We start from the raw sequence: 22,796 nt of genomic DNA on the forward strand, positions 1-22,796 counted from the left end.
CGCGCCGACCGCAACGACCGCGCCGACCGCAACGACCGCGCGGACCGCGGCGACCGCGAGGGTCGCGACGGCGGCCGCCCGGAGCAGGAGTCCCGCGACTCCCAGCGCGGGCAGCGTGAGCAGCGCGACTCCGACCGTCCCGCTCGCGAGCGTGACGACGAGCGCGGCGACCAGCGTGACCGTTCCGACCGCACGGATCGCACCGACCGCGGCACCGCCTCGCAGAACGACGGCGGCGCCCAGGACGACGACGACGAGGGTGGCCGCAGCGGTCGCCGCCGTCGCAACCGCAACCGCAACCGCGACAAGCGCCGCGGACCGGTCCAGGGCGGCAGCGAGCCGAGCACCGAGAACGAGCCGCAGATCACCGAGGACGACGTCCTCGTGCCCGTGGCCGGCATCCTCGACATCCTCGACAACTACGCGTTCGTCCGGACCTCGGGCTACCTCCCCGGCACCAACGACGTCTACGTGCCGCTCGGCATGGTCAAGCGCAACGGCCTGCGCAAGGGCGACGCCGTCGTCGGCGCGACCAAGGCCCCGCGCGAGGGCGAGGAGGCGCAGCAGCAGAGCGTCGGCTCGCGCAACAACCGCCAGAAGTACACCCCGCTGGCGCGCCTCGACACGATCAACGGCATGAGCTCGGACGACGCCCGCAAGCGCGCCGAGTTCGGCAAGCTCACGCCGCTCTACCCGCAGGACCGCCTGCGGCTCGAGACCGACCCGACCAACCTCACGACGCGGATCATCGACCTCGTCGCGCCGATCGGCAAGGGCCAGCGTGGCCTCATCGTCGCCCCGGCCAAGGCGGGCAAGACGATGGTCATGCAGGCCATCGCCAACGCAATCACGACGAACAACCCCGAGGTCCACCTCATGGTCGTGCTCGTCGACGAGCGCCCGGAGGAGGTCACCGACATGCAGCGCGCGGTCAAGGGTGAGGTCATCGCCTCTACCTTCGACCGTCCGGCCGAGGATCACACGACGGTCGCCGAGCTCTCGATCGAGCGCGCCAAGCGCCTCGTCGAGATGGGTCACGACGTCGTCGTGCTCCTCGACTCGATCACCAAGCTCGGTCGCGCCTACAACCTCGCCGCCCCGGCGAGCGGTCGCATCCTCTCCGGCGGTGTCGACTCGGCCGCGCTCTACCCGCCGAAGAAGTTCTTCGGCGCCGCGCGCAACATCGAGAACGGCGGCTCGCTCACCATCCTCGCCACCGCGCTCGTCGAGACCGGCTCGCGCATGGACGAGGTGATCTTCGAGGAGTTCAAGGGCACCGGCAACATGGAGCTCAAGCTCGACCGTGGCCTGTCCAACCGCCGCATCTTCCCGGCCGTGGACATCAACAACTCGGGCACCCGCCGCGAGGAGATCCTCCTCGCGCCGGAGGAGCTCAAGATCATGTGGAAGCTCCGCCGCGTCCTCGCCGCGCTCGACAGCCAGCAGGGCATCGAGCTCCTGCTCGACCGGCTGCGCAAGACGAAGACGAACTACGAGTTCCTCAAGCAGGTCCAGCAGACCAGCTCGAACAAGCTCGAGGACGAGAGCGACGACTGAGTCGTCCCGGTCCACCGCGAGGCGGTCTCCCACGACGGGAGGCCGCCTCGCGGCATACGGGGCAGGAAAAAGGACGACGGCGTACGCCGGCCCGCTCAGAGCATGGAACCCGCGCTCAGCGCGGTCCCGGCTCCTCCGCCGTCTCGGTGCGGCGGCCGTAGCCGGTCGCGACGAGGTTGCCGGGGGCGAGGTGGGAGTGGCTGCGGCCGTAGCCGAAGTAGACGACGAGCCCGAGCGCGAGCCAGGCGAGGAAGCGCAGCCACGTGCCGACCGCCAGGCTCGCCATGAGGCCGACGCAGCTGAGCGCCGAGACGATGGGCAGGAGCGGCACGGCGGGGGTGCGGAACGGCCGGTGCATCCGGGGCTTCGTGCGCCGCAGGACGGCGACGGCGATCGAGACGACGAGGAAGGCGAAGAGCGTCCCGATGCTCACCATCTCGGCCAGCGTGTGGAGCGGCACGAAGGCGGCGAGGACGCACACGACGGCGGTCGTCACGACCGTGATCCGCAGCGGCGTGCGGAAGCGTGGCGAGATCGTACCCACCGACGGGGGGAGGAGCCCGTCGCGGCACAGGGCGAAGCCGATCCGGCCCATGGCGACGATGTCGACGAGGATGACCGAGCTGAGGCCGGCCACCGCGGCGATCCCGATGAGGATGGACGCCCAGCCCATGCCGACCTGGTCGAAGGCGTCCGAGATGGGCGCGCCCTCACTGAGGCCGGAGTACTTCACCATGCCGGTGATGACGAGGCAGACGGCGAGGTAGAGGAAGGTACAGATGAGCAGTGTGCCGATGAGTCCTCGCGGCATGTCCTTGGCCGGGTCCTTGGTCTCCTCGCCGAGGTTGGCCACGGCCTCGAAGCCGCTGTAGGCGAAGAAGACGATCGCGGCGGCGACGAAGACCCCGGTGACGCCGAAGGCGGTCGGCGTCGCACCCGTGACCCACTGCCAGAAGGGCTGCTCGAGCCCCGTGGTCCGCAGGTCCTCCGACATCGGCTGCGACGGCGGGATGAAGGGGGAGAGGTTGGCGACCTTGACGAAGAAGATGCCGACGACGATGACGAAGACGCAGACCGACACCTTGATGGCGACGAGGGCGTTGGTCACCCACTTCGACTCACGGATGCCCACGGCGGCGACGACCCCGAGGACGAGGGCGATCCCGAGGGCGCCCAGGTTGACGGTCGACTCCTCGCCGAAGAACGCCGTCGGCAGGTCGAACGCCTCCTGGAGGTAGCCCGACCATCCCCGCGCCACCACAGCCGCACCGAGCGCGAACTCGAGGACGAGGTCCCACGCGATGATCCACGCGAAGATCTCGCCGATCGTCGTGTAGGCGTAGGTGTAGGAGCTGCCCGCCGTCGGGACGGCTGCCGCGAGCTCGGCGTAGCAGAGCGCGGCGAGCAGGCTGACGACACCGGCGATGACGAAGGACAGGACGATGCCGGGTCCGGCGTAGTTCTTCGCGCCCGTGCCGGTGAGCGTGAAGATGCCGGTGCCGATGACGATGCCGATGCCGAACCCCATGAGGTCCTTGGCGGTGAGGCTCTTGCGCAGGCCGGTGTGCCCCTCGGGCGAGTCGTCACCCTGGCGCAGGACGGTCTCGACGTCCTTGGTCCGAACGATGCTCGTGTCGCCGGTCTCACCCATCCCGTCACCGTACGACCGTCGCGCCCTGTCCGCGCGTCGGCGGACGGGCATCCTGCGACGGAGGCCGACATCTCCTCGGCACCTGACGCGGATGTCTCGCATCTTCCCGGTTGCAACCGGGCGCACCCGAGATTTCCGCGTCACCGACGCTCCGGCTCGCGCGGGGAATGCGTGTAGCGCTCCCGCCGTTTAGGGGAACGTGTGCCTGCTCTGGCACACTTGTTCGCTGGACCGGTTCACGGCACGAACGCGTTTCCTGAGCATCGCCCTCACGAGCGGATGCAGGCGGGGCGCTCCAGGGTTTGCACCATCGTGGTGGGCCCGCCGACCCGGAGACATCCAAGGAGAAGCATCGTGAAGAAGGACATCCACCCCAGCTACGGCGAGACGACCGTCACCTGCACCTGTGGCGCGACGTTCACGACCCGCAGCACGGCCCCCAACGGCCAGATCCACGCCGAGGTCTGCAGCCAGTGCCACCCGTTCTACACGGGCAAGCAGAAGATCCTCGACACCGGTGGTCGCGTGGCCCGCTTCCAGGCGCGCTACGGCAAGAAGGCCGACGCGTAGCACCCCCGATGCGCCGACCCGTCGATCCAGCACTGGATCCGGGTCGGCGCATTCGTGTCTGCACCACCTGACCCCGCCGCCCGAGAGGTACCCCGATGTTCGAGTCCGCCGCCGCCCTCGCCCAGGAGCACGCCGATCTCGAACGGCAGATGGGCGACCCGGCCGTCGCCTCGGACCCGGACCGCCTGCGTGAGGTCAACAAGAGGTATGCCGCGCTGGGACCGACCGTGACGGCATACGGGGAGTGGGTCTCGGCGACCGACGACCTCGAGGCGGCGCGCGAGCTCGCCAGCGAGGACCCCGGCTTCGCGGCCGAGGTGCCGGCCCTCGAGACCGCCGCCGACGAGGCCGCCGACCGGTTGCGCCGTCTGCTCGTCCCGCGCGACCCGGACGACGACCGTGACGTCATCCTCGAGGTCAAGGCGGGGGAGGGCGGCGACGAGTCCGCGCTCTTCGCCGGCGACCTGCTGCGGATGTACCTCCGCTACGCCGAGCAGCGCGGGTGGCGCACCGAGGTCATCGACGCGACGGAGACCGACCTCGGCGGCTACAAGGACGTCCAGGTGAGCGTCAAGGCGCGCGGCAACCCACAGCCCGGCGAGGGACCGTGGGCCCGCCTCAAGTACGAAGGCGGCGTCCACCGCGTCCAGCGCGTGCCCGTGACCGAGACCCAGGGCCGCATCCACACGAGTGCCGCGGGCGTCTGGGTCATGCCGGAGGCCGAGGAGGTCGAGGTGACGATCGACCCCAATGACCTGAGGATCGACGTCTTCCGCTCGTCCGGCCCGGGCGGCCAGAGCGTCAACACGACGGACTCCGCGGTGCGCATCACGCACCTGCCCACCGGCACCGTCGTCTCGTGCCAGAACGAGAAGTCGCAGCTCCAGAACCGCGAGGCCGCGATGCGCGTCCTGCGCGCGCGCCTGCACCAGATGGCCGTCGACGAGGCCAACGCCGCGAGCGCCGACATCCGCGCGAGCCAGGTGCGCACCGTCGACCGCAGCGAGCGGATCCGCACCTACAACTTCCCGGAGAACCGGGTGAGCGACCACCGCACCGGCTTCAAGGCCTACAACCTCGACACCGTCCTGGGCGGCGAGCTCGACGCGGTCGTCGAGTCGGCGATGTCGGCGGACGAGGCCGCACGCCTCGCGGCACTGGGGGAAGGCACCGCGTGAGAGACCTGCGCGACGCCGTCCGCGCCGCCGCCCGCACCCTCGCCGACGCCGGCGTCGGCTCTCCCGACCACGACGCGGTCGCCCTCGCGGCGCACGCCCTCGGCGTCGATCCCGGCGAGGTGAGACGGCGCATGGTCCTCGGCGGAGACGTCCCTGAGTCGTATGCCGGCCTCGTCGCCGAGCGCGCCCGTCGTGTCCCGCTCCAGCACCTCACCGGCCGGAGCTGGTTCCGCGGGCTCGAGCTCGAGGTGGGCCCGGGGGTCTTCGTGCCCCGGCCCGAGACCGAGGTCGTCGCCGGCTGGGCGATCGACGCGGTCCTCGAACGGGTCGCTTCCGGCGTCGTGAGTCCCGTCGTCGTCGACCTCTGCACCGGCTCGGGTGCCATCGCCCTCGCCGTGAAGTCCGAGGTTCCCGAGGCCCGGGTGCTCGCGGTCGAGGTGAGCGACCTCGCCGTGGCGTGGGCGCAGCGCAACCGCGACCGGCTCGCGCTCGACGTCGAGGTCGAGCACGCCGACGCCGTCACCGCGCTGCCCGACCTCCACGACGTCGACGTCGTCGTGTCGAACCCGCCCTACATCCCCACCACCGCTGAGCCGGTCGACCCCGAGGTGCGCGACCACGACCCGCACGTCGCGCTCTACGGCGGCAGCGAGGACGGGCTCGCGATCCCGCGGCTCGTCGCCGCCCGCGCGGCAGGCCTGCTGCGCCCCGGCGGGGTGCTCGTCATGGAGCACGCCGACAGCCAGGGCGAGTCGTTGCCCGCCGCGCTCCGGGCGAGCGGGTCCTGGTCGCACATCGAGGACCGGGCGGACCTCACGGGCCGACCCCGAGCCACCGTCGCGACGCGCGCCTGAACGCACCGACGAGGCGAGGCCCTCACAGCACTGTGGCCCCCACCCGAACCGGGAGGGGGCCACAGCATTTGCTCGACCTCGTCAGAGGATGTACATCAGCAGAACGATGATCAGAAGAACACCGACGATCGTCCAGATGAGTCCGGAACCACGCATGCGTTGCACCTCACTTGGATAGACAGGGACGAAACGGTCCGACCCTACGCACACGCGGACCCCCACGACGATTCCGACGCTGACCAATTTCGGTCCGTCCTCGCAGGTCAGCCCGCAGCCGGGGTGCCCGCGGTCCCCGGCGAAGTGAGGCGGTCCTAGGCTGCTCCCATGAGTCCGGTCTTCGACTGCACGACACCCGAGGGTCGGCAGGACGGCATCGCCAAGGCGAGTGCCGGCATCCGCCTCGGCGACCTCGTCGTCCTGCCCACCGACACGCTCTACGGCATCGGCGCCGACGCCTTCTCGCCCGACGCCGTCCAGCGCCTCCTCGACGCCAAGGGGCGGGGCCGCGAGATGCCGCCGCCGGTGCTCGTCGCGGACGTCCGGACGATCGACGGTCTCGCGACCGATGTCCCGGACTACGCGCGCGCCCTCATCGAGCGCTACTGGCCCGGCCCCCTGACGCTCGTCCTCAAGGCGCAGCCGTCCCTCATGTGGGACCTCGGCGACACCGGTGGCACCGTCGCGGTCCGGATGCCGGACCACGAGGTCGCCCTCGACCTTCTCAAGGAGGTCGGCCCGATGGCGGTGAGCAGTGCCAACCGCACGGGCCATCCGGCCTCGCGCACCGTCGTCGACGCCGCGACCCAGCTCGGCGCCTCGGTCGAGTTCTACCTCGACGGAGGACCGGTGACGGGCGGGCTGGCGTCGACGATCGTCGACTGCACCCACGACGAGCCGACCATCCTGCGCCGCGGGGCGATCGACGCGGACGAGATCCTGGCCCTCGCGGCCCAGCACCTAGAGTCGCCGGCAGACCCGTCGGCCGACACCCCGGCGGACACGTCGGACGACACCCCGGCGGACACGTCGGACGACACCCCGGCGGACACGTCGGACGACACGGCACCAGCACCCGAGGAGAGCAGCAGCGATGAGTGAGACGTTCTACGGTTCCGACTTCGGGGCCCTCGAGGCCTTCGACCCCGAGATCGCCGGGGTCCTCGTCTCCGAGCTCGACCGGCTGCGCGGCGGCCTCCAGCTCATCGCCAGCGAGAACATGTCATCGCCGGCCGTCCTCACCTCGCTCGGTTCGACGCTGTCGAACAAGTACGCCGAGGGCTACCCGGGCCGCCGCTACTACGGCGGCTGCTCCGAGGTCGACAAGGCCGAGTCGCTCGCCATCGAGCGGGCGAAGGCGCTCTTCGAGGCCGACCACGCCAATGTCCAGCCGCACTCCGGCGCCAGCGCCAACCAGGCGGTCTACGGCGCGTTCATGTCGCCCGGCGACACGATCCTCGCGATGAGCCTGCCGCACGGCGGGCACCTCACCCACGGCACGAAGATGTCGTTCTCGGGCAAGTGGTTCAACGCGGTCCACTACGGCGTCGACAAGGACACCGAGGACATCGACTACGACGAGGTCGAGCGCCTCGCCAAGGAGCACAGGCCCAAGGTCATCCTCGCCGGCGGCTCGGCCATCCCGCGCCTCATCGACTTCGAGTTCTTCCGCCGCGTCGCCGACGAGGTCGGGGCGATCTTCTGGGTCGACGCCGCCCACTTCATCGGGCTCGTCGCCGGCAAGGCGATCCCGAGCCCGGTGCCGCACGCCGACGTCGTGAGCTTCACGACGCACAAGGTGTTGCGCGGCCCGCGCTCCGGCGCGATCGTGTGCAAGGAGGAGCACCGCGCGGCGATCGACAAGGCCGTCTTCCCGATGATGCAGGGCGGTCCGCAGATGCACACGATCGCTGCGAAGGCCACGAACTTCAAGGAGTGCGCCACCCCCGAGTACCAGGCCTACGCCAAGCAGGTCATCGCCAACGCGCGCGTCCTGGCCGAGACGCTGGGGGAGAAGGGCATCCGCCCGACCACCGGCGGCACCGACACCCACCTGTCGCTGCACGACCTCCAGCAGGTGCTCGTCACCGGCGCCGACGCCGAGGCGCGCTGCGACGCGGCCGGCATCACCCTCAACAAGAACGCGATCCCGTTCGACCCGCAGAAGCCCAACATCGCCAGCGGCATCCGCGTGGGCACGCCGTGCGTGACGACACAGGGGATGGGCGAGGACGAGATGCGCACCATCGGCGGGCTCATCGCCCGAGCGGTCGTCGACGGCGACGCCGACCCCGAGCACGCCGTCTCCAAGGAGGTGCGCGCGGAGGTGACCGACCTCGTGACGCGCTTCCCGGCATACGCCCGCTGACCTTCGACTGATTGCCCGTTCCAGCGCTCCCGACGCCGGCACACGTCGGCGGTGGCGCTGGAACGGGCAATCAGTCGGTTTCTGGTCGGTCAGCTGGCGGCGCGGCCGCGACGACCGCGGCGCTCGTCGTCGGCTCGCTGATCGGCGGCGTCCTCGGCGGCCTCCCGGGCGAGCGCCGCGGCCTCCTCGGCCGACGGGTGCTGCGACGTGGGCTTGGTCCCCGACGCCGAGAGCACGGTGAGGACGCTGCGACCGAGGACCTCGAGGTCGAGCAGCGGCGACATGTGCTTGAGGTAGTAGAAGTCGTAGGAGAGCTTCTCGATCGTCTCCTTCTCCGACGCGGCGTAGCCGTGACGCACCTGCGCCCAGCCCGTGATGCCGGGCCGGACGAGGTGGCGCTGGTCGTAGAAGGGGATCGCCTCGCGGTACTTCTCGACGAAGCTCACCTGCTCCGGACGCGGGCCGATGAGCGAGAGCTCGCCGCGCAGGACGTTGAAGAACTGGGGCAGCTCGTCGAGGCGGACGCTTCGCAGGAAGTGGCCCAGGCGGGTGATGCGCGGGTCGTCGCCGGTGGCCTGCCGGGCGCCGTGGGCCTCGGCGTCGTTGCGCATCGTGCGGAACTTGAAGAGCTCGACCATCTCGCCGCGGCGCCCGACCCGGACCTGGCGGAAGATCACGGGGGAGCCGTCGACGACCCGCACGAGCAGCGCGACGATGGCCACGACCGGCATCCAGAGCGGGCTCGTCACGACGACGAGCACGAGGTCGACCGCGTGCTTGACGGGAAGGAACGGCAGCTTGCGCAGGAGGGAGGTCTCGATCTCCCAGCCCTCGGAGAGGTGCCCGAGGGGGACCCGGCCGGTGTGCTCCTCGTAGACCTCGTTGAGCGGGCGGACCTCGCGACCCGCGACCGAGGTGGCCGAGACGTAGGCGGTGACCTCGCGCGACCAGCGGTCGCTGAGGTCGACGGTGAGGACCGTGTCGGGTGGCGGCGCGGGCAGCGGGCCGTGGGCCTCGGGGTCGATGACGCCGACGACGCTGATGTGGGGCGACTCGTCGAGCTCACGCACGATCGCGTCGGCTGACGAGATGACGACGAGCCGCTCGGTCCACGGCCGCAGTCGGAGCACGAGCCGCATGAGGAGCACGAAGGCGAACCAGATCGCGAGCGTCGTGAAGAGGTGGGGCCGCGAGTAGTAGGGCCGGAGCAGGACGATCATGGCCGTGATGGCGAGGAAGGCGAAGAGCGCGCCGAGCGCGCCGCGCGAGTAGGTCGGCCGCGGCGGTCCCTGCGGCATGACCGCCGCGACGAGCGCATCGCCGAGGACGGCGCCGACGACGGCGATGACGAAGATCTGGCCGAGGCCGCGTCCCTGCGTCTGCGCGAGGACGGACTCGCTGAAGGGGTGGTCGTCGAAGCGCAGGAACGCCGCGACGACGAACGCGACGGCGAGGAGTGCGGCGTCGGCGCAGACCATGCCGACCAGGAGCCGCTGTCTCATGGCGGGAAGTGTATTCGGAGCGCGGGGGAGACTCCGGGACGCCCCGCGCGACAGGGCGTTTGGTCCCGCTCCCGCGCTTGTGATAGTTTTCACAAGCCCCGGAACGACCTCGATGGAGAGCTCCCAGTGACTTCGAACCCCGCGCCCCGGACCCCGGTCCGGATGATGCTGCGAGGTGCTCTCGTCCCCGGGATGATCGCCCTTCCCGTCCTCGCCGGAACCGTCTGGGCGTATGCCGGTGAGCGGGCCGCGCTGTCGGCCCTCGCGGGTGCCGCGCTCGTCTTCGTCGTCCTCACCGTGGGCCTGCTCGGCATCACCGCCGTGGTCCTCGGCCCGGCCGCCACGTCGATGGCGGGCGCCGGCGTCGTCTACCTCGGGCAGCTCATCCTCGTCGTCGCCGCGGTGCTCGCGCTGCGTGGCGCCGACTGGCTCGACGGCCGCCCGTTCGCGCTCTCGGCGATCGCCCAGACGCTCGTCATGCAGGTCGGCCAGGTGGTCGGCTACGTCCGCGCGCGCCACGAGGTCGCGCCCGGGTCGCTCGACCGCGGAGGTGCCTCGTGACCGAGGACCGTGAGCGCCCCGAGGGCGCCGACCGCAGGCTCCCCAAGGGCGTCGAGGGCCACGAGCCCTTCGCCACGTGGCATGACGACCCCGAGCTCCCCAGCGCCACCGCACGGGCCGACGCGCTCGGTGCGACCGTCATCGCGTACCTCATCACCGGGCCTGCTGTCTTCGGTGCGATCGGGTGGGGAATCGACCGCCTCCTCGGCACCGGATTCGTCGTCGTGCTCGGGATCCTGGCAGGGATGGCCCTGTCGCTGTACACCATCTGGCTCCGGTACGGTACGACGTGACGCCCCTGACCATCGGCCGCCGGCGACTCGCGTTCGAGCCGCGCACGCAGGGTGCCGCCATCACCATGAACGAGGAGAACCACCTGTGATCCTGACTGCGCTCGCTGCAGGGACCACGACCGCCGTCGTCGCCGCCGATGAGGGCGGTGGTGAGTTCCACACCCCGACGCCCGACATCTTCTGGCTCCCGATCGTCGGTGAGGGCGACTGGGCCATCACCGAGCAGATGGTCTGGGGCGGCGTCTCGGTCCTCCTGCTCAGCGTCGTCATGGTGGCCCTGTCGAAGAACGCCGCGGTCGTCCCGTCCAAGGGCCAGTGGTTCATGGAGGGTTTCTACAACTTCGCGCGCAACGGCGTCGCCCGCGACATGATCGGCACCAAGCACTTCCTCAAGTTCGTGCCGCTGCTCTTCAGCCTCTTCTCGCTCATCCTCGTCAACAACTGGTTCGGCATCATCCCGCCGGTCATGAACCCGACGATGGGCCGGATCGGCTTCCCGATCGCGCTCGTCATCGTCGTCTACGTGGTCTACCACTGGATCGGCATCAAGAAGATGGGCCTCGGCGGCTACTTCGCGCACATGGTCCCGGACGGGCTGCCCGGCTGGATCAAGCCGTTCATCATGCTGCTCGAGATCATCACGTACTTCATCACCCGGCCGCTCACGCTGGCCCTGCGACTCTTCGGCAACATGTTCGCCGGCCACATGCTCATCGTGCTCTTCGTGAGCGCCGGCGCGTTCTTCCTCACGCAGGGTGTCGTCTTCAAGCTGCTCTCGGTGCCGACCTTCATCATGGCCGCCGTGATGTTCCTCTTCGAGGCGCTCGTGCAGTTCCTGCAGGCCTACGTCTTCACGCTGCTCTCGGCGAGCTACATCGCCGGCGCGCTCGCCGACGACCACTGACGGTCGCCCGGCCCCCCGACTGCTCCACCACAACTTCATAGAACCGAACGCAACACCCCCGATACCTCCGCCCGGCACACCGCCGGATGGACCCCCAGAAACACGAAAGAGGAATCATCGTGGAAGGCAACCTCTCGCTCGTCGGTTACGGCCTCGCGACCATCGGCCCGGCCATCGCCGTCGGCCTGATCTTCGCCGCCTACATCAACGGTGTGGCCCGTCAGCCCGAGGCCCGCAACCTCCTGCAGCCGATCGCCATCCTCGGCTTCGCGCTCGCCGAGGCGCTCGCGATCTTCGGCCTGGTGCTCTACTTCGTCCCCGGCGCCTGACCGACGCCCTAGCGGCGCACCCATCCTGAGATCCGGCACGAAGCACTAGGAGTACCCGTGCAGTTCACCGCCACCGCATCGTCGGTTGTTTCCTTGGCCACGGCCGAGGGCGCCAAGATGCCGCTCATCCCGCACATCCCCGAGCTGATCTTCGGCCTCGTGATGATCGGGATCCTCTACTGGGTGGTGTCGACCAAGGTCGTCCCCAACCTGGAGAAGGCCTACGAGGAGCGCCGCGCCGCCATCGAGGGCGGCATGGAGCAGGCCGAGGAGGCCCAGGCCCAGGCCCAGGCAGCGAAGCAGCAGTACGAAGCCCAGCTGCACGAGGCCCGCACCGAGGCCAACGCCATCCGTGAGGAGGCGCGCGCCGAGGGTGCCTCGATCGTCACCGAGATGCGCGAGAAGGCCCAGGCGGAGGCGAGCCGGATCACCGAGTCGGCCAAGCGTCAGATCGAGGCCGAGCGCCAGCAGGCCGTGGTCTCGCTCCGCTCCGAGGTCGGCGCTCTCTCGACGACCCTCGCCAGCCGCATCGTCGGCGAGTCCCTCGAGGACGAGGTCCGCCAGAAGGGCATGATCGACCGCTTCCTCGCGGAGCTCGAGAGCGGCTCGGTCCGCCCCGAGAAGGTCGGCGCCACCGCCCCGGCCGCCGCTCCCGCGGCGGACCAGCCCGCGCAGGGCGAGCTCGACCTCGGCGCCGACGGCCCTGCAGGGCGGGACGCCTGATGGCTGGCTCGTCCCGCGCGGCGCGGGCGGCCGCCGACAAGGCGCTCGCCGGTGCCCTCGAGGGCGTCGACCGCGCCGCCCTGGCCGAGGAGCTCTTCTCGATCGCGGCAGCGATCGACGGCAACATCAGCCTGCGTCGTGCGTTCGCCGACCCGTCGCGGGAGGGGTCGGCCAAGCGCGACCTGGCCGAGCGCCTCTTCGGCGGCAAGGTGAGCGAGTCGGCCAACGGCGTCATCGGCGAGGTCGTCGCGCAGCGCTGGTCGTCCGAGGGCGACCTCGCCGACGCCGTCGAGGCCCTGGCCGTCCGAGCGCTCCTCGCGAGCGCCGAGAGGGCCGGTCGCATCGACGACGTCGAGAACCAGCTGTTCCGGTTCGAGCGGATCGTCGCGGCGAACACCGGTCTGCGCGACACCCTCTCGAGCCGCAACACCGACAGCGAGGGCAAGGCCGGGGTGGTGCGCCGCCTGCTCGAGGGCAAGGTCGCGCCCGAGACCCTGCGTCTCGCGGAGCAGGCCGTGCGCGTGGATCGGGGCCGTCGCCTCGACCGCGCGCTCGAGTCCTACCTCACGATGGCGGCCGACCGCCGCGAGGAGCTCACCGCCCTCGTCACCGTCGCCGTCGCGCTCGACGAGCGTCAGCAGCAGCGCCTCAAGTCGGCGCTGCGCTCGATCTACGGCAAGCCCGTGACCCTGCAGACGGTGCTCGACAAGAGCGTCGTCGGCGGCATCCGGGTCCAGATCGGCGACGAGGTCGTCGACGGCACGGTCGTGCGCCGTCTCGACACGGTGCGTCGCGACCTCGCCGGCTGACCGGACCCCACGGCATACCGCCGTACTGCTCGACCACACCTGAAAAGCACGACGACAGACCACACACTTCGGCCCCACCGGGGGCTGTCAACCGAGGAGAAGAGATCACATGACGGAGCTCTCGATCCGTCCGGAGGAGATCCGGGACGCGCTGGACACCTACGTCCAGTCCTACGAGCCCGGCGCGGCCTCCCGCGAAGAGGTCGGCCGCGTCAGCGACGCCGGCGACGGCATCGCCCACGTCGAGGGCCTGCCCTCGTGCATGACCAACGAGCTGCTCGAGTTCGAGGACGGCACGCTGGGCCTGGCGCTCAACCTCGACGTCCACAACATCGGTGTCGTCATCCTCGGTGACTTCTCCAAGATCGAGGAGGGCCAGCAGGTCAAGCGCACCGGAGAGGTCCTCTCCGTTCCCGTCGGTGACGCCTACCTCGGCCGCGTCGTCGACCCGCTCGGCAACCCGATCGACGGCATGGGCGACATCGCCAGCGACGAGCGCCGTGCGCTCGAGCTCCAGGCCCCCTCGGTCGTCCAGCGCAAGTCGGTCCACGAGCCGCTGCAGACCGGCCTCAAGGCCGTCGACGCCATGACGCCGATCGGCCGTGGCCAGCGCCAGCTCATCATCGGTGACCGCCAGACCGGCAAGACCACGGTCGCGGTCGACACGATCATCAACCAGAAGGAGTTCTGGGAGACCGGCGACCCCGAGAAGCAGGTCCGCTGCATCTACGTCGCCATCGGCCAGAAGGGCTCGACCATCGCGTCGGTCCGCGGCACCCTCGAGGAGGCCGGCGCGATGGAGTACACCACCATCGTCGCCGCCCCGGCCTCGGACAGCGCCGGCTTCAAGTACCTCGCCCCCTACACCGGCTCGGCCATCGGCCAGCACTGGATGTACCAGGGCAAGCACGTCCTCATCGTCTTCGACGACCTGTCGAAGCAGGCCGAGGCCTACCGCGCCGTGTCCCTGCTCCTGCGCCGTCCGCCGGGCCGCGAGGCCTACCCGGGTGACGTCTTCTACCTGCACTCCCGCCTGCTCGAGCGTTGCGCGAAGCTCAACGACGAGCTCGGCGCGGGCTCGATGACCGGCCTGCCGATCATCGAGACCAAGGCCGGCGACGTCTCGGCCTACATCCCGACCAACGTCATCTCCATCACCGACGGCCAGATCTACCTCCAGGCCGACCTCTTCAACTCCAACGTCCGCCCCGCGGTCGACGTGGGTGTCTCGGTCTCCCGAGTCGGTGGTGCCGCGCAGACGAAGGCGATGAAGTCGGTCTCCGGTCGTCTCAAGCTCGACCTCGCCCAGTTCCGTGCGCTCGAGGCCTTCGCGATGTTCGCGTCCGACCTCGACCCGGCCTCCAAGGCCCAGCTCGCCAAGGGTGCTCGCCTCGTCGAGCTGCTCAAGCAGTCGCAGTCGGCGCCGTTCCCGGTCGAGGAGCAGGTCGTCTCGGTGTGGGCCGGCACGACCGGTCAGCTCGACGACGTCGAGGTGGAGGACATCCGCCGCTTCGAGGGCGAGTTCCTCGACCACCTGCGTCGCAGCAAGGCCGACCTCCTCGCCGCGATCCGCGAGACGGGCAAGTTCGAGGAGTCCACCGAGGAGGCCCTCAAGGCCGAGATCGACTCCTTCAAGAAGGGCTTCGAGCCCTCCAACAAGGAGATCGTCCCCGTCGGCGACGAGACCGAGAGCGGCGACGACGCCCTCGACTCCGCCCAGGAGCAGATCGTCAAGCAGAAGCGCTGACCCGTATGCCGGGTGGTCACCTCGCGTGACCGCCCGGCACGGCAGGCGCGGTCGCTCGACGGGCGGCCGGACGGCATACGAACTTTTCGCAGAGCAGCACCAGAAACCAAGGAAGGCGGAAACCTATGGGAGCGCAGATCCGGGAGTACCGGCAGCGCATCCGCTCCGTCAGCGCGACGAAGAAGATCACGCGGGCCATGGAGCTCATGGCCGCGGCGCGCGTCGTCAAGGCCCAGCAGGCCGTGCGCGAGTCGACCCCCTACGCGCGGGCGATCACCCGTGCGGTGTCGGCGGTCGCCACGTTCTCCAACGAGGAGCACGTCCTCACGACCGAGAAGGAGAAGGTGACCCGCGCGGCGGTCGTCATCATCACCTCCGACCGTGGCCTCGCCGGCGCCTACAGCTCGTCGGTGCTCAAGGAGTCCGAGCGCCTCATCGCCCGTCTGCGCGACGAGGGCAAGGAGGCCGTTCCCTACCTCCTCGGCCGCAAGGCCGTCGGCTACTACAGCTTCCGTGGCCGTGAGTTCGCCGCCGACTGGACCGGCGACTCGGAGAAACCGGCGTTCGAGCGGGCCCGCGAGATCGGGATCCGACTCGTCGACGACTTCCTCAAGGACACCGAGGCCGAGGGCGGCGTCGACGAGGTGCACATCGTCTACTCGCGCTTCGTCTCCATGGTCACCCAGGAGCCCGAGGTCATCCGCCTCCTGCCGCTCGAGATCGTCGAGGGCACCGAGCCCCCCGCCGAGGGTGAGCTCTTCCCGCTCTACGAGTTCGAGCCCAACGTCGAGGAGGTCCTCGACGCCCTGCTCCCGAAGTACGTCAACTCGCGCCTGTTCAACGCGATGCTCCAGGCCGCGGCCTCCGAGCTCGCCGCGCGCCAGCGCGCGATGAAGTCCGCGACGGACAACGCCGAGGAGCTCGTCAAGAAGTACACCCGGCTGGCCAATCAGGCCCGTCAGGCCGAGATCACCCAAGAGATCAGCGAAATCGTCGGTGGCGCGAGCGCCCTGGCCGAGAGCAAGTGAGAGAGATACCCATGACTGCCACTGTCAGTGAGAACACGGCGTACGTCGCACCGGAGCCCGGCGGCATCGGCCGGATCTCCCGCATCATCGGCCCGGTCGTCGACATCGAGTTCCCCGTCGGCCAGATGCCGGAGCAGTACAACCTGCTGACGACGAACGTCGAGCTCGGCGGCGAGAACAAGAACATCAACCTCGAGGTCGCCCAGCACATCGGCGACAACATGGTCCGCGCCATCTCCCTCCAGCCGACCGACGGCCTCGTCCGCGGCTCGAAGGTCCAGGACACCGGCGGCCCGATCACCGTGCCCGTCGGCGACGCGACCCTCGGCCACGTCTTCAACGCCACCGGTGACGTCCTCGACCTCGCCGAGGGCGAGACCCTCGAGGTCACCGAGCGCTGGGGCATCCACCGCAAGGCGCCCGCCTTCGACCAGCTCGAGTCCAAGACCCAGATGTTCGAGACGGGCATCAAGGTCATCGACCTGCTCACCCCCTACGTCCAGGGTGGCAAGATCGGCCTCTTCGGTGGTGCCGGCGTCGGCAAGACCGTGCTCATCCAGGAGATGATCGCCCGCGTCGCCCGCGACCACGGTGGTGTCTCGACGTTCGCCGGTGTCGGTGAGCGCACCCGTGAGGGCAACGACCTCATGGCGGAGATGGAGGAGGCCGGCGTCCTCGGCCAGACCGCCCTCGTCTTCGGCCAGATGGACGAGCCGCCGGGCACGCGTCTGCGCGTCGCCCTCTCGGCCCTGACGATGGCCGAGTACTTCCGCGACGTCCAGAAGCAGGACGTGCTCCTCTTCATCGACAACATCTTCCGCTTCACGCAGGCCGGTTCCGAGGTCTCCACCCTCCTCGGCCGTATGCCGTCCGCGGTGGGCTACCAGCCCACCCTCGCCGACGAGATGGGCGTCCTCCAGGAGCGCATCACCTCGACGCGTGGCCACTCGATCACCTCGATGCAGGCGATCTACGTGCCGGCCGACGACTACACCGACCCGGCCCCGGCCACGACGTTCGCGCACCTCGACGCGACGACCGAGCTCTCCCGTGAGATCGCGTCGCTCGGCATCTACCCCGCCGTGGACCCGCTGACCTCGACGTCGCGCATCCTCGACCGTCGCTACATCAGCAACGAGCACTACGACACCGCGGTCCGCGTCAAGCAGATCCTCCAGCGCAACAAGGAGCTGCAGGACATCATCGCGATCCTCGGCATCGACGAGCTGTCCGAGGAGGACAAGATCCTCGTCAACCGCGCCCGTCGCATCCAGCGGTTCCTGTCGCAGAACACCTATGTCGCCAAGCAGTTCACCGGCATCGAGGGCTCGACGGTCCCGCTGGCCGACACGATCGAGGCCTTCACCAAGATCGCCGACGGCGAGTACGACCACGTCGCCGAGCAGGCGTTCTTCATGTGCGGTGGCCTCGACGACGTCGAGCGCCAGTGGGCAGAGATCCAGAAGAACCTCTGACCTTTCGTCGTGCACGATTCGCAGGGCCGATGCCGCGCGCGGTGTCGGCCCTGCGGCACACCGCGTCGGAGGCACTCCTCCGCCGCCGGTAGACTCCATCTCCACACCACTTCCCGGAGGAACACGTGAGCCAGCTGCAGGTCGAACTCGTCGCCGCGGACCGCAAGGTCTGGGAGGGCGAGGCGAGCCAGGTCAGTGCCCGTTCCATCGAGGGCGAGCTCGGCATCATGCCCGGCCACACCCCCATCCTCGGCGTGCTCGTCGAGGGCGAGGTCAAGATCCACGGTGAGGGTGGTGTCCGCTCGGCGAAGATCGACGGTGGGTTCCTCTCCGTCGACCACGACCGCGTGACGATCCTCGCCGAGGCCGTCGACGCCTCGGGCCTCAAGAGCTGACGCAGGGTCTGGTCACGACATGACGCCGATCGTCGCCGTCGAGCTGGTGCTCGCGGTGACGCTCGCCCTCATGGTGGCGTTCATCGTCTACGTCTGGCTGCGCCGGCGGTGGATCGCCGGTGGCAAGCCGCTGCTGCTCTGCGCGATCAGCGCCGGACAGCACAGCCGGTGGCGCCTCGGTCTGGCCCGGATCTCGGGCGACCGGCTCGACTGGTTCTCGGTGGTCGGTCCGTCCCCCCGGCCGGCGCACTCGTGGGTGCGCCACGAGCTCGACCTCGGCGCGCCGCAGCGGCTCGGTGACGCCGTGCCGGGCCTGCCGCCGGACGCCGTGAGCGTCACCGGTCGCTCGTCCTCGCACGACTGGGAGCTCGCCATGAGCCCAGCCGCCTACACCGCCGTGCGGGCCTGGCTCGAGAGCTCGCCGCCGGGCTACAACGTCAACGTCGCCTGAGCGAGGCGGCCCCGCGCCGCGCCGCCCGACCGCTCGTCAGTCGTCGTCGTCCATCGGGTCGTCGTCGGCCGGGACGGCCGGGCGCTTGACCGGTGCCTCGGCACGGCCGCCGCCGGGCTGCCAGAGCACGTCGCCACCGGCCCCGAGGTTGGCGACTCGGGCGAGGATGAAGAGCAGGTCCGACAGGCGGTTGAGGTAGGCCGCGGCTGTCGGGTTGACGCCGCCCTCGCCCTTGGCCGTCCCGACGTCGGTGCCGTGGGTCTCGATGGCCGCCCACGTCGCGCGCTCGGCGCGACGGACGACGGTCGTCGCCTGGTGGAGGTGGGCTGCGGCGACGGTGCCGCCGGGGAGGATGAACGACCGCAGCTTCTCGAGCCTGGCGTTCTGGGTGTCGCAGTCGGCCTCGAGCTCGTCGACCCACTCACGCCGGACCCGCAGCGGCGGGTACTCGGGATTCTCGACGAGCGGGGTCGAGAGGTCGGCGCCGACGTCGAAGAGGTCGTTCTGCACCCGCCCGAGGATGGCCCGGACGTCGTCGTCGAGGGAGCCGGTCGCGAGGACGACGCCGATGACCGCGTTGGCCTCGTTGACGTCGGCGTAGGCGGCGAGGCGCGGGTCGGTCTTGCGGGTGCGGCTGAAGTCCCCGAGCCCGGTGGTGCCGTCGTCGCCGGTCCGGGTGTAGATGCGGGTGAGGTTGACCATGGCCCGAGCCTGCCAGATACCTTGACCGACTCTTTACCGGTGGCATGCCCGGGGTGTGGGGAGGGCCGCGTTCAATGGACGCCAGAGGAAAGGGGGGCAACGTGGCCCACCGTCGACACCAGATCGTCACGCTCGACGAGCACCGTGACGCGTCCGGTCACCATGTCTCGCTGCGCGGGCGCCTCGACGTCCACTCTGTCCCCGACCTGCGGATGGTCCTGCACCGGATCGTCGACGACGGCACGGACGACCTCCTGCTCGACCTCGCCGAGTGCGAGATCGGCGACGCCACCGGGTTCGGCGTCATCGTCGAGTGCCTGCGGCGGGCCCGTCGCGGCTCGCGCGCCTTCTGCATCGTCGACGCCGACGACCGCACCCACCGCCTGCTCCGCCGCGCTCGGATGAGCCACGTCGTCGGACACGTCGACCCCGCCCACGCGGCGGTCGCTCCCGCCGCCGGCTGACCCGTCTGCCACGCTGTCGGGGTGACGACACCACCGGCGCCGCCGCCCGCCAGGCTGCTCGGGCTCGACGCCGCCCGTGGCCTCGCCGTCGTCGCGATGGTGGTCGCCCACGCCCTGCCCTTCGTCAGCGACCGCCTCTCCGAGGGGGCGACGTTCCTGCTCCTCCAGGTCAACGACCTCGCCTCGCCGCTCTTCGCCCTCGTCATGGGTGCCGCGGCGGGTCTCGTCCTCCCGGGGCCGTCGGTCGCGCGGGGGCTCGCCCGGGCCGCTGTCCGCGGCGTTGCGCTCATCGCCCTCGGCGTCGGGCTGGAGCAGCTCGACCACTGGGTCGCGGTCGTCCTCCACATCCTCGGGCTGCTCGTCATCGTCGGAACGCCGCTGCTCCTGCTCGGCTCGCGCTGGCTCCTCGGCATCGCGGTCGTCCTGCTCCTCGTCGCCCCGTCGGTCATCGAGGCCGTGACGAGGGCGGCCGGTGGCGAGGCTGGTGGCGCGGCGCCGACGGCCACGTGGGCCGGCAACCCGGTGGTCGAGTGGCTCGTCCTCAACACCCACTACCGGGTGCTGTCCCTGCTCCCGCTCTTCCTCGTCGGCGCGGTGCTCGCCCGCCGCGGGCTGCGCGACGAGCGGACGTCGTGGTGGTGCCTCATGGGCGGTCTCGCGCTCGTCTGGGCGAGCTTCGCGGCGGACCTGCTCGGCCACCCCGTCGTCTTCTCCGGCGACCACACGGACCAGCTCCAGGAGAACGGCCTCGCGCTCGCGGCATACGGGCTCGTCATGGCGGTGTGGATCGGTGGCGAGGCGCGGGGAGTGCGGCACGTCGTCCTCGGTCCGCTCGCGGCCGTGGGCACGGTCGCGCTCTCGCTCTACGTGGCGCACGTGGCGCTGCTCGTGCCGGTCATCCCCGCGTTCCCGGACGGCGGCTGGCTGCCGTTCGTCCTCTTCGTCACGGTCAGCGTGGCCGCCGCGTTGGCATGGGCGCGGTTCGTCGGACGAGGTCCGCTGGAGGTGCTCCTCGACGCCATCTCGCCCTCCCGGCGGCCCCTCGTGACGGCCGACACTGCGTGAGCACTCTCACCGCCTGAGACCCTGTCTCGTCTGCTGGCCCGCGGGTAGCGTCGCCGACATGGCCGACGACCGCCCTGCAGCCCCCGACGCCGCTCCCGACGCTGCCGCTCCCGCTCGCCCCGAGCGCGACCGTCCTTGGGTCATGCGCACGTATGCCGGCCACTCCAGCGCCGCGGCGTCGAACGCGCTCTACCGCCGCAACCTCGAGAAGGGTCAGACCGGGCTCTCCGTCGCCTTCGACCTGCCGACGCAGACCGGCTACGACCCCGACCACGTGCTGGCGCGCGGCGAGGTCGGCAAGGTCGGTGTGCCGATCTCGCACATCGGTGACATGCGGGCGCTCTTCGACCAGATCCCGCTCGGCCAGATGAACACCTCGATGACGATCAACGCCACGGCGATGTGGCTGCTCGCGATGTACCAGGTTGCCGCAGAGGAGCAGGCCGAAGCCGCGGGCGAGGACCCGGCCACCGTCGTCAAGGCGCTCGCGGGGACGACCCAGAACGACATCATCAAGGAGTACCTCTCGCGCGGGACCTATGTCTTCGCGCCGGCGCCGTCGTTGCGGCTCATCACCGACATGGTGAGCTACACCGTCGCCGAGATCCCCAAGTGGAACCCGATCAACATCTGCAGCTACCACCTGCAGGAGGCCGGCGCGACGCCCGTGCAGGAGATCGCCTACGCGATGTCGACGGCGATCGCCGTCCTCGACGCGGTGCGCGACGCAGGGCAGGTGCCTCAGGAGCGGTTCGGCGAGGTCGTCGCCCGCATCTCGTTCTTCGTCAACGCGGGGGTGCGCTTCGTCGAGGAGATGTGCAAGATGCGCGCCTTCGTCGAGCTCTGGGACGAGCTGACCCGTGAGCGCTACGGCGTCACCGACGCCAAGCAGCGCCGCTTCCGCTACGGCGTGCAGGTCAACTCGCTCGGGCTGACCGAGGCCCAGCCCGAGAACAACGTCCAGCGCATCGTTCTCGAGATGCTCGCCGTCACGCTCTCGAAGGACGCCCGGGCACGGGCGGTCCAGCTGCCGGCGTGGAACGAGGCGCTCGGCCTCCCGCGCCCGTGGGACCAGCAGTGGTCTCTCCGCATGCAGCAGGTCCTCGCCTTCGAGTCCGACCTGCTCGAGTACGACGACCTCTTCACCGGGTCGACCGTCGTCGAGGCCAAGGTCGCCGAGCTCGTCGCCGGTGCCAAGGCCGAGATCGACCGCGTGCAGCAGATGGGCGGCGCGGTCGCCGCCGTCGAGAGCGGCTACATGAAGTCGGCCCTCGTCGCCTCGCACGCCCTGCGCCGCCAGCGCATCGAGGCGGGTGAGGACGTCATCGTCGGCGTCAACAGGTTCGAGACGACCGAGCCCAACCCGCTCACCGCCGACCTCGACACGGCCATCCAGACCGTCGATGCCGGCGTCGAGTCGGCGGCGGCTTCGGCGGTGCGCGAGTGGCGCGAGCAGCGCGACGCCGACCCCGCCCGCCGCGACCGCGCGGCCGCGGCACTCACCCGGCTGCGCGAGGTCGCGGCCACCGACGAGAACCTCATGGAGGCCTCGCTCGAGTGCGCCCGCGCCGAGGTGACGACGGGGGAGTGGGCCCAGGCCCTGCGTGACGTGTTCGGCGAGTTCCGGGCGCCGACCGGGGTCACCGGCTCGGTCGGTCTCACCGGCGGTGCGGCCGGGACCGAGCTCGCCGCGGTCCGGACGCGCGTCGCCGAGCTGCGCGACGAGCTCGGCGAGACCCTGCGCGTCCTCGTCGGCAAGCCCGGTCTCGACGGCCACTCCAACGGCGCCGAGCAGATCGCGGTGCGGGCGCGCGACGCCGGCTTCGAGGTGATCTACCAGGGCATCCGGCTCACGCCCGAGCAGATCGTGGCCGCCGCCGTGTCCGAGGACGTCCACCTCGTCGGCATCTCGATCCTGTCGGGTTCGCACATGGAGCTCGTCCCCGAGGTGCTCGAACGCCTCCGCGAGGCCGGCGCCGGCGACATCCCGGTCATCGTCGGAGGCATCATCCCCGAGTCCGACGCCACCCGGCTCAAGGCCCTCGGGGTGGCCGAGGTCTTCACCCCGAAGGACTTCGGGCTCAACGACATTATGAGCAGGTTCGTCGACGTCATCCGCGAGTCACGGCATACGGAGACGGCGGAGCCGACCCCGGTCTGACGCCTGCGCGGG

Annotated in this window: 23 protein-coding genes; 20 read left to right on the forward strand and 3 right to left on the reverse strand. The window is 70.4% G+C overall.

Annotated elements, in window-relative coordinates; all coding sequences use genetic code 11:
* A partial coding sequence (gene rho, locus N798_RS15855; RefSeq protein ID WP_035950463.1) for a transcription termination factor Rho occupies positions 1-1,557 on the forward strand: 1,557 nt, incomplete at its 5' end.
* Between the two features lie 115 nt (positions 1,558-1,672).
* Here the strand turns inward: rho and N798_RS15860 are convergent.
* Positions 1,673-3,208 carry an APC family permease gene (locus tag N798_RS15860; RefSeq protein ID WP_052117455.1) on the reverse strand — a complete coding sequence of 512 codons (1,536 nt, stop codon included), beginning with the start codon at positions 3,206-3,208 and terminating at the stop codon, positions 1,673-1,675.
* Positions 3,209-3,562: 354 nt separating this feature from the next.
* On the opposite strand from N798_RS15860, the gene rpmE reads away from it, so the two are divergent.
* From rpmE to N798_RS15885, 5 genes are all read left to right on the forward strand, one after another.
* Complete coding sequence (gene rpmE, locus N798_RS15865) at positions 3,563-3,778, forward strand: 50S ribosomal protein L31 (protein WP_035950466.1); 216 nt, start codon at positions 3,563-3,565, stop codon at positions 3,776-3,778.
* Positions 3,779-3,873: 95 nt separating this feature from the next.
* Entirely contained in the window at positions 3,874-4,956 is a 1,083-nt protein-coding gene (gene prfA / locus N798_RS15870; RefSeq protein ID WP_035950469.1) for a peptide chain release factor 1, read from the forward strand.
* Complete coding sequence (prmC, locus tag N798_RS15875; RefSeq protein ID WP_035950472.1) at positions 4,953-5,810, forward strand: peptide chain release factor N(5)-glutamine methyltransferase; 858 nt, start codon at positions 4,953-4,955, stop codon at positions 5,808-5,810. The genes prfA and prmC overlap by 4 nt, the downstream gene beginning before the upstream one ends.
* Before the next feature lie 324 nt (positions 5,811-6,134).
* Positions 6,135-6,908, forward strand: a complete 774-nt coding sequence (locus tag N798_RS15880) for an L-threonylcarbamoyladenylate synthase (protein ID WP_035950475.1) — start codon at positions 6,135-6,137, stop codon at positions 6,906-6,908.
* A complete protein-coding gene (locus tag N798_RS15885; RefSeq protein ID WP_035950478.1) occupies positions 6,901-8,175 on the forward strand; it encodes a serine hydroxymethyltransferase in 1,275 nt (424 codons plus the stop codon). The genes N798_RS15880 and N798_RS15885 overlap by 8 nt, the downstream gene beginning before the upstream one ends.
* An 89-nt stretch (positions 8,176-8,264) precedes the next feature.
* Here the strand turns inward: N798_RS15885 and N798_RS17605 are convergent, their stop codons facing one another.
* Positions 8,265-9,677, reverse strand: a complete 1,413-nt coding sequence (locus N798_RS17605; protein ID WP_084100879.1) for a sugar transferase — start codon at positions 9,675-9,677, stop codon at positions 8,265-8,267.
* A gap of 126 nt (positions 9,678-9,803) precedes the next feature.
* On the opposite strand from N798_RS17605, the gene N798_RS15895 reads away from it, so the two are divergent.
* The 11 genes from N798_RS15895 (at position 9,804) to N798_RS15945 (ending at position 18,392) form a co-directional block, all read left to right on the forward strand.
* Positions 9,804-10,238, forward strand: coding sequence for a hypothetical protein (locus tag N798_RS15895; protein ID WP_156971776.1), 435 nt, complete (start codon positions 9,804-9,806; stop codon positions 10,236-10,238).
* The gene (locus N798_RS18810) at positions 10,235-10,531 is read left to right on the forward strand and encodes an AtpZ/AtpI family protein (RefSeq protein WP_035950483.1); all 297 of its coding nucleotides are present in this window, start codon (positions 10,235-10,237) and stop codon (positions 10,529-10,531) included. The genes N798_RS15895 and N798_RS18810 overlap by 4 nt, the downstream gene beginning before the upstream one ends.
* Positions 10,532-10,616: 85 nt before the next feature.
* Positions 10,617-11,435 carry a F0F1 ATP synthase subunit A gene (gene atpB, locus N798_RS15905; protein ID WP_035950486.1) on the forward strand — a complete coding sequence of 273 codons (819 nt, stop codon included), beginning with the start codon at positions 10,617-10,619 and terminating at the stop codon, positions 11,433-11,435.
* A gap of 86 nt (positions 11,436-11,521) precedes the next feature.
* Positions 11,522-11,764 (forward strand): F0F1 ATP synthase subunit C, encoded by a 243-nt coding sequence (locus tag N798_RS15910; RefSeq protein ID WP_371870442.1) that lies wholly within the window; start codon positions 11,522-11,524, stop codon positions 11,762-11,764.
* A gap of 57 nt (positions 11,765-11,821) precedes the next feature.
* On the forward strand, positions 11,822-12,487 hold the full coding sequence (locus N798_RS15915; RefSeq protein ID WP_156971778.1) for a F0F1 ATP synthase subunit B: 666 nt from the start codon (positions 11,822-11,824) through the stop codon (positions 12,485-12,487).
* Positions 12,487-13,296, forward strand: coding sequence for a F0F1 ATP synthase subunit delta (locus tag N798_RS15920; RefSeq protein ID WP_035950495.1), 810 nt, complete (start codon positions 12,487-12,489; stop codon positions 13,294-13,296). Before N798_RS15915 ends, N798_RS15920 begins: the two co-directional genes overlap by 1 nt.
* A 109-nt stretch (positions 13,297-13,405) precedes the next feature.
* Entirely contained in the window at positions 13,406-15,043 is a 1,638-nt protein-coding gene (gene atpA, locus N798_RS15925; RefSeq protein ID WP_035950497.1) for a F0F1 ATP synthase subunit alpha, read from the forward strand.
* A gap of 125 nt (positions 15,044-15,168) precedes the next feature.
* Positions 15,169-16,071, forward strand: a complete 903-nt coding sequence (locus N798_RS15930) for a F0F1 ATP synthase subunit gamma (protein WP_035950500.1) — start codon at positions 15,169-15,171, stop codon at positions 16,069-16,071.
* An 11-nt stretch (positions 16,072-16,082) separates the two neighbouring features.
* The gene (gene atpD / locus N798_RS15935) at positions 16,083-17,546 is read left to right on the forward strand and encodes a F0F1 ATP synthase subunit beta (RefSeq protein WP_035950505.1); all 1,464 of its coding nucleotides are present in this window, start codon (positions 16,083-16,085) and stop codon (positions 17,544-17,546) included.
* 125 nt (positions 17,547-17,671) lie between these two features.
* Positions 17,672-17,941: a F0F1 ATP synthase subunit epsilon gene (locus N798_RS15940; RefSeq protein WP_035950507.1), complete on the forward strand. Its 270-nt coding sequence runs from the start codon at positions 17,672-17,674 to the stop codon at positions 17,939-17,941.
* Between the two features lie 19 nt (positions 17,942-17,960).
* The gene (locus N798_RS15945; RefSeq protein ID WP_035950509.1) at positions 17,961-18,392 is read left to right on the forward strand and encodes a DUF2550 domain-containing protein; all 432 of its coding nucleotides are present in this window, start codon (positions 17,961-17,963) and stop codon (positions 18,390-18,392) included.
* 36 nt (positions 18,393-18,428) lie between these two features.
* On the opposite strand, the gene N798_RS15950 is transcribed toward N798_RS15945, so the two are convergent.
* The gene (locus N798_RS15950) at positions 18,429-19,094 is read right to left on the reverse strand and encodes a cob(I)yrinic acid a,c-diamide adenosyltransferase (protein ID WP_035950512.1); all 666 of its coding nucleotides are present in this window, start codon (positions 19,092-19,094) and stop codon (positions 18,429-18,431) included.
* 101 nt (positions 19,095-19,195) lie between these two features.
* On the opposite strand from N798_RS15950, the gene N798_RS15955 reads away from it, so the two are divergent.
* The 3 genes from N798_RS15955 to N798_RS15965 all read left to right on the forward strand — a co-directional run bounded on the left by N798_RS15955 (position 19,196) and on the right by N798_RS15965 (position 22,784).
* Entirely contained in the window at positions 19,196-19,558 is a 363-nt protein-coding gene (locus N798_RS15955) for an STAS domain-containing protein (protein ID WP_229708322.1), read from the forward strand.
* Positions 19,559-19,579: 21 nt separating this feature from the next.
* Positions 19,580-20,623, forward strand: a complete 1,044-nt coding sequence (locus N798_RS15960; RefSeq protein WP_035950514.1) for an acyltransferase family protein — start codon at positions 19,580-19,582, stop codon at positions 20,621-20,623.
* Between the two features lie 142 nt (positions 20,624-20,765).
* The gene (locus tag N798_RS15965; protein WP_035950689.1) at positions 20,766-22,784 is read left to right on the forward strand and encodes a protein meaA; all 2,019 of its coding nucleotides are present in this window, start codon (positions 20,766-20,768) and stop codon (positions 22,782-22,784) included.
* Positions 22,785-22,796 lie beyond the last annotated feature (12 nt).

This window comes from Knoellia flava TL1 (assembly GCF_000768675.1).
GTDB classification, from domain to species: Bacteria; Actinomycetota; Actinomycetes; order Actinomycetales; family Dermatophilaceae; genus Knoellia; species Knoellia flava.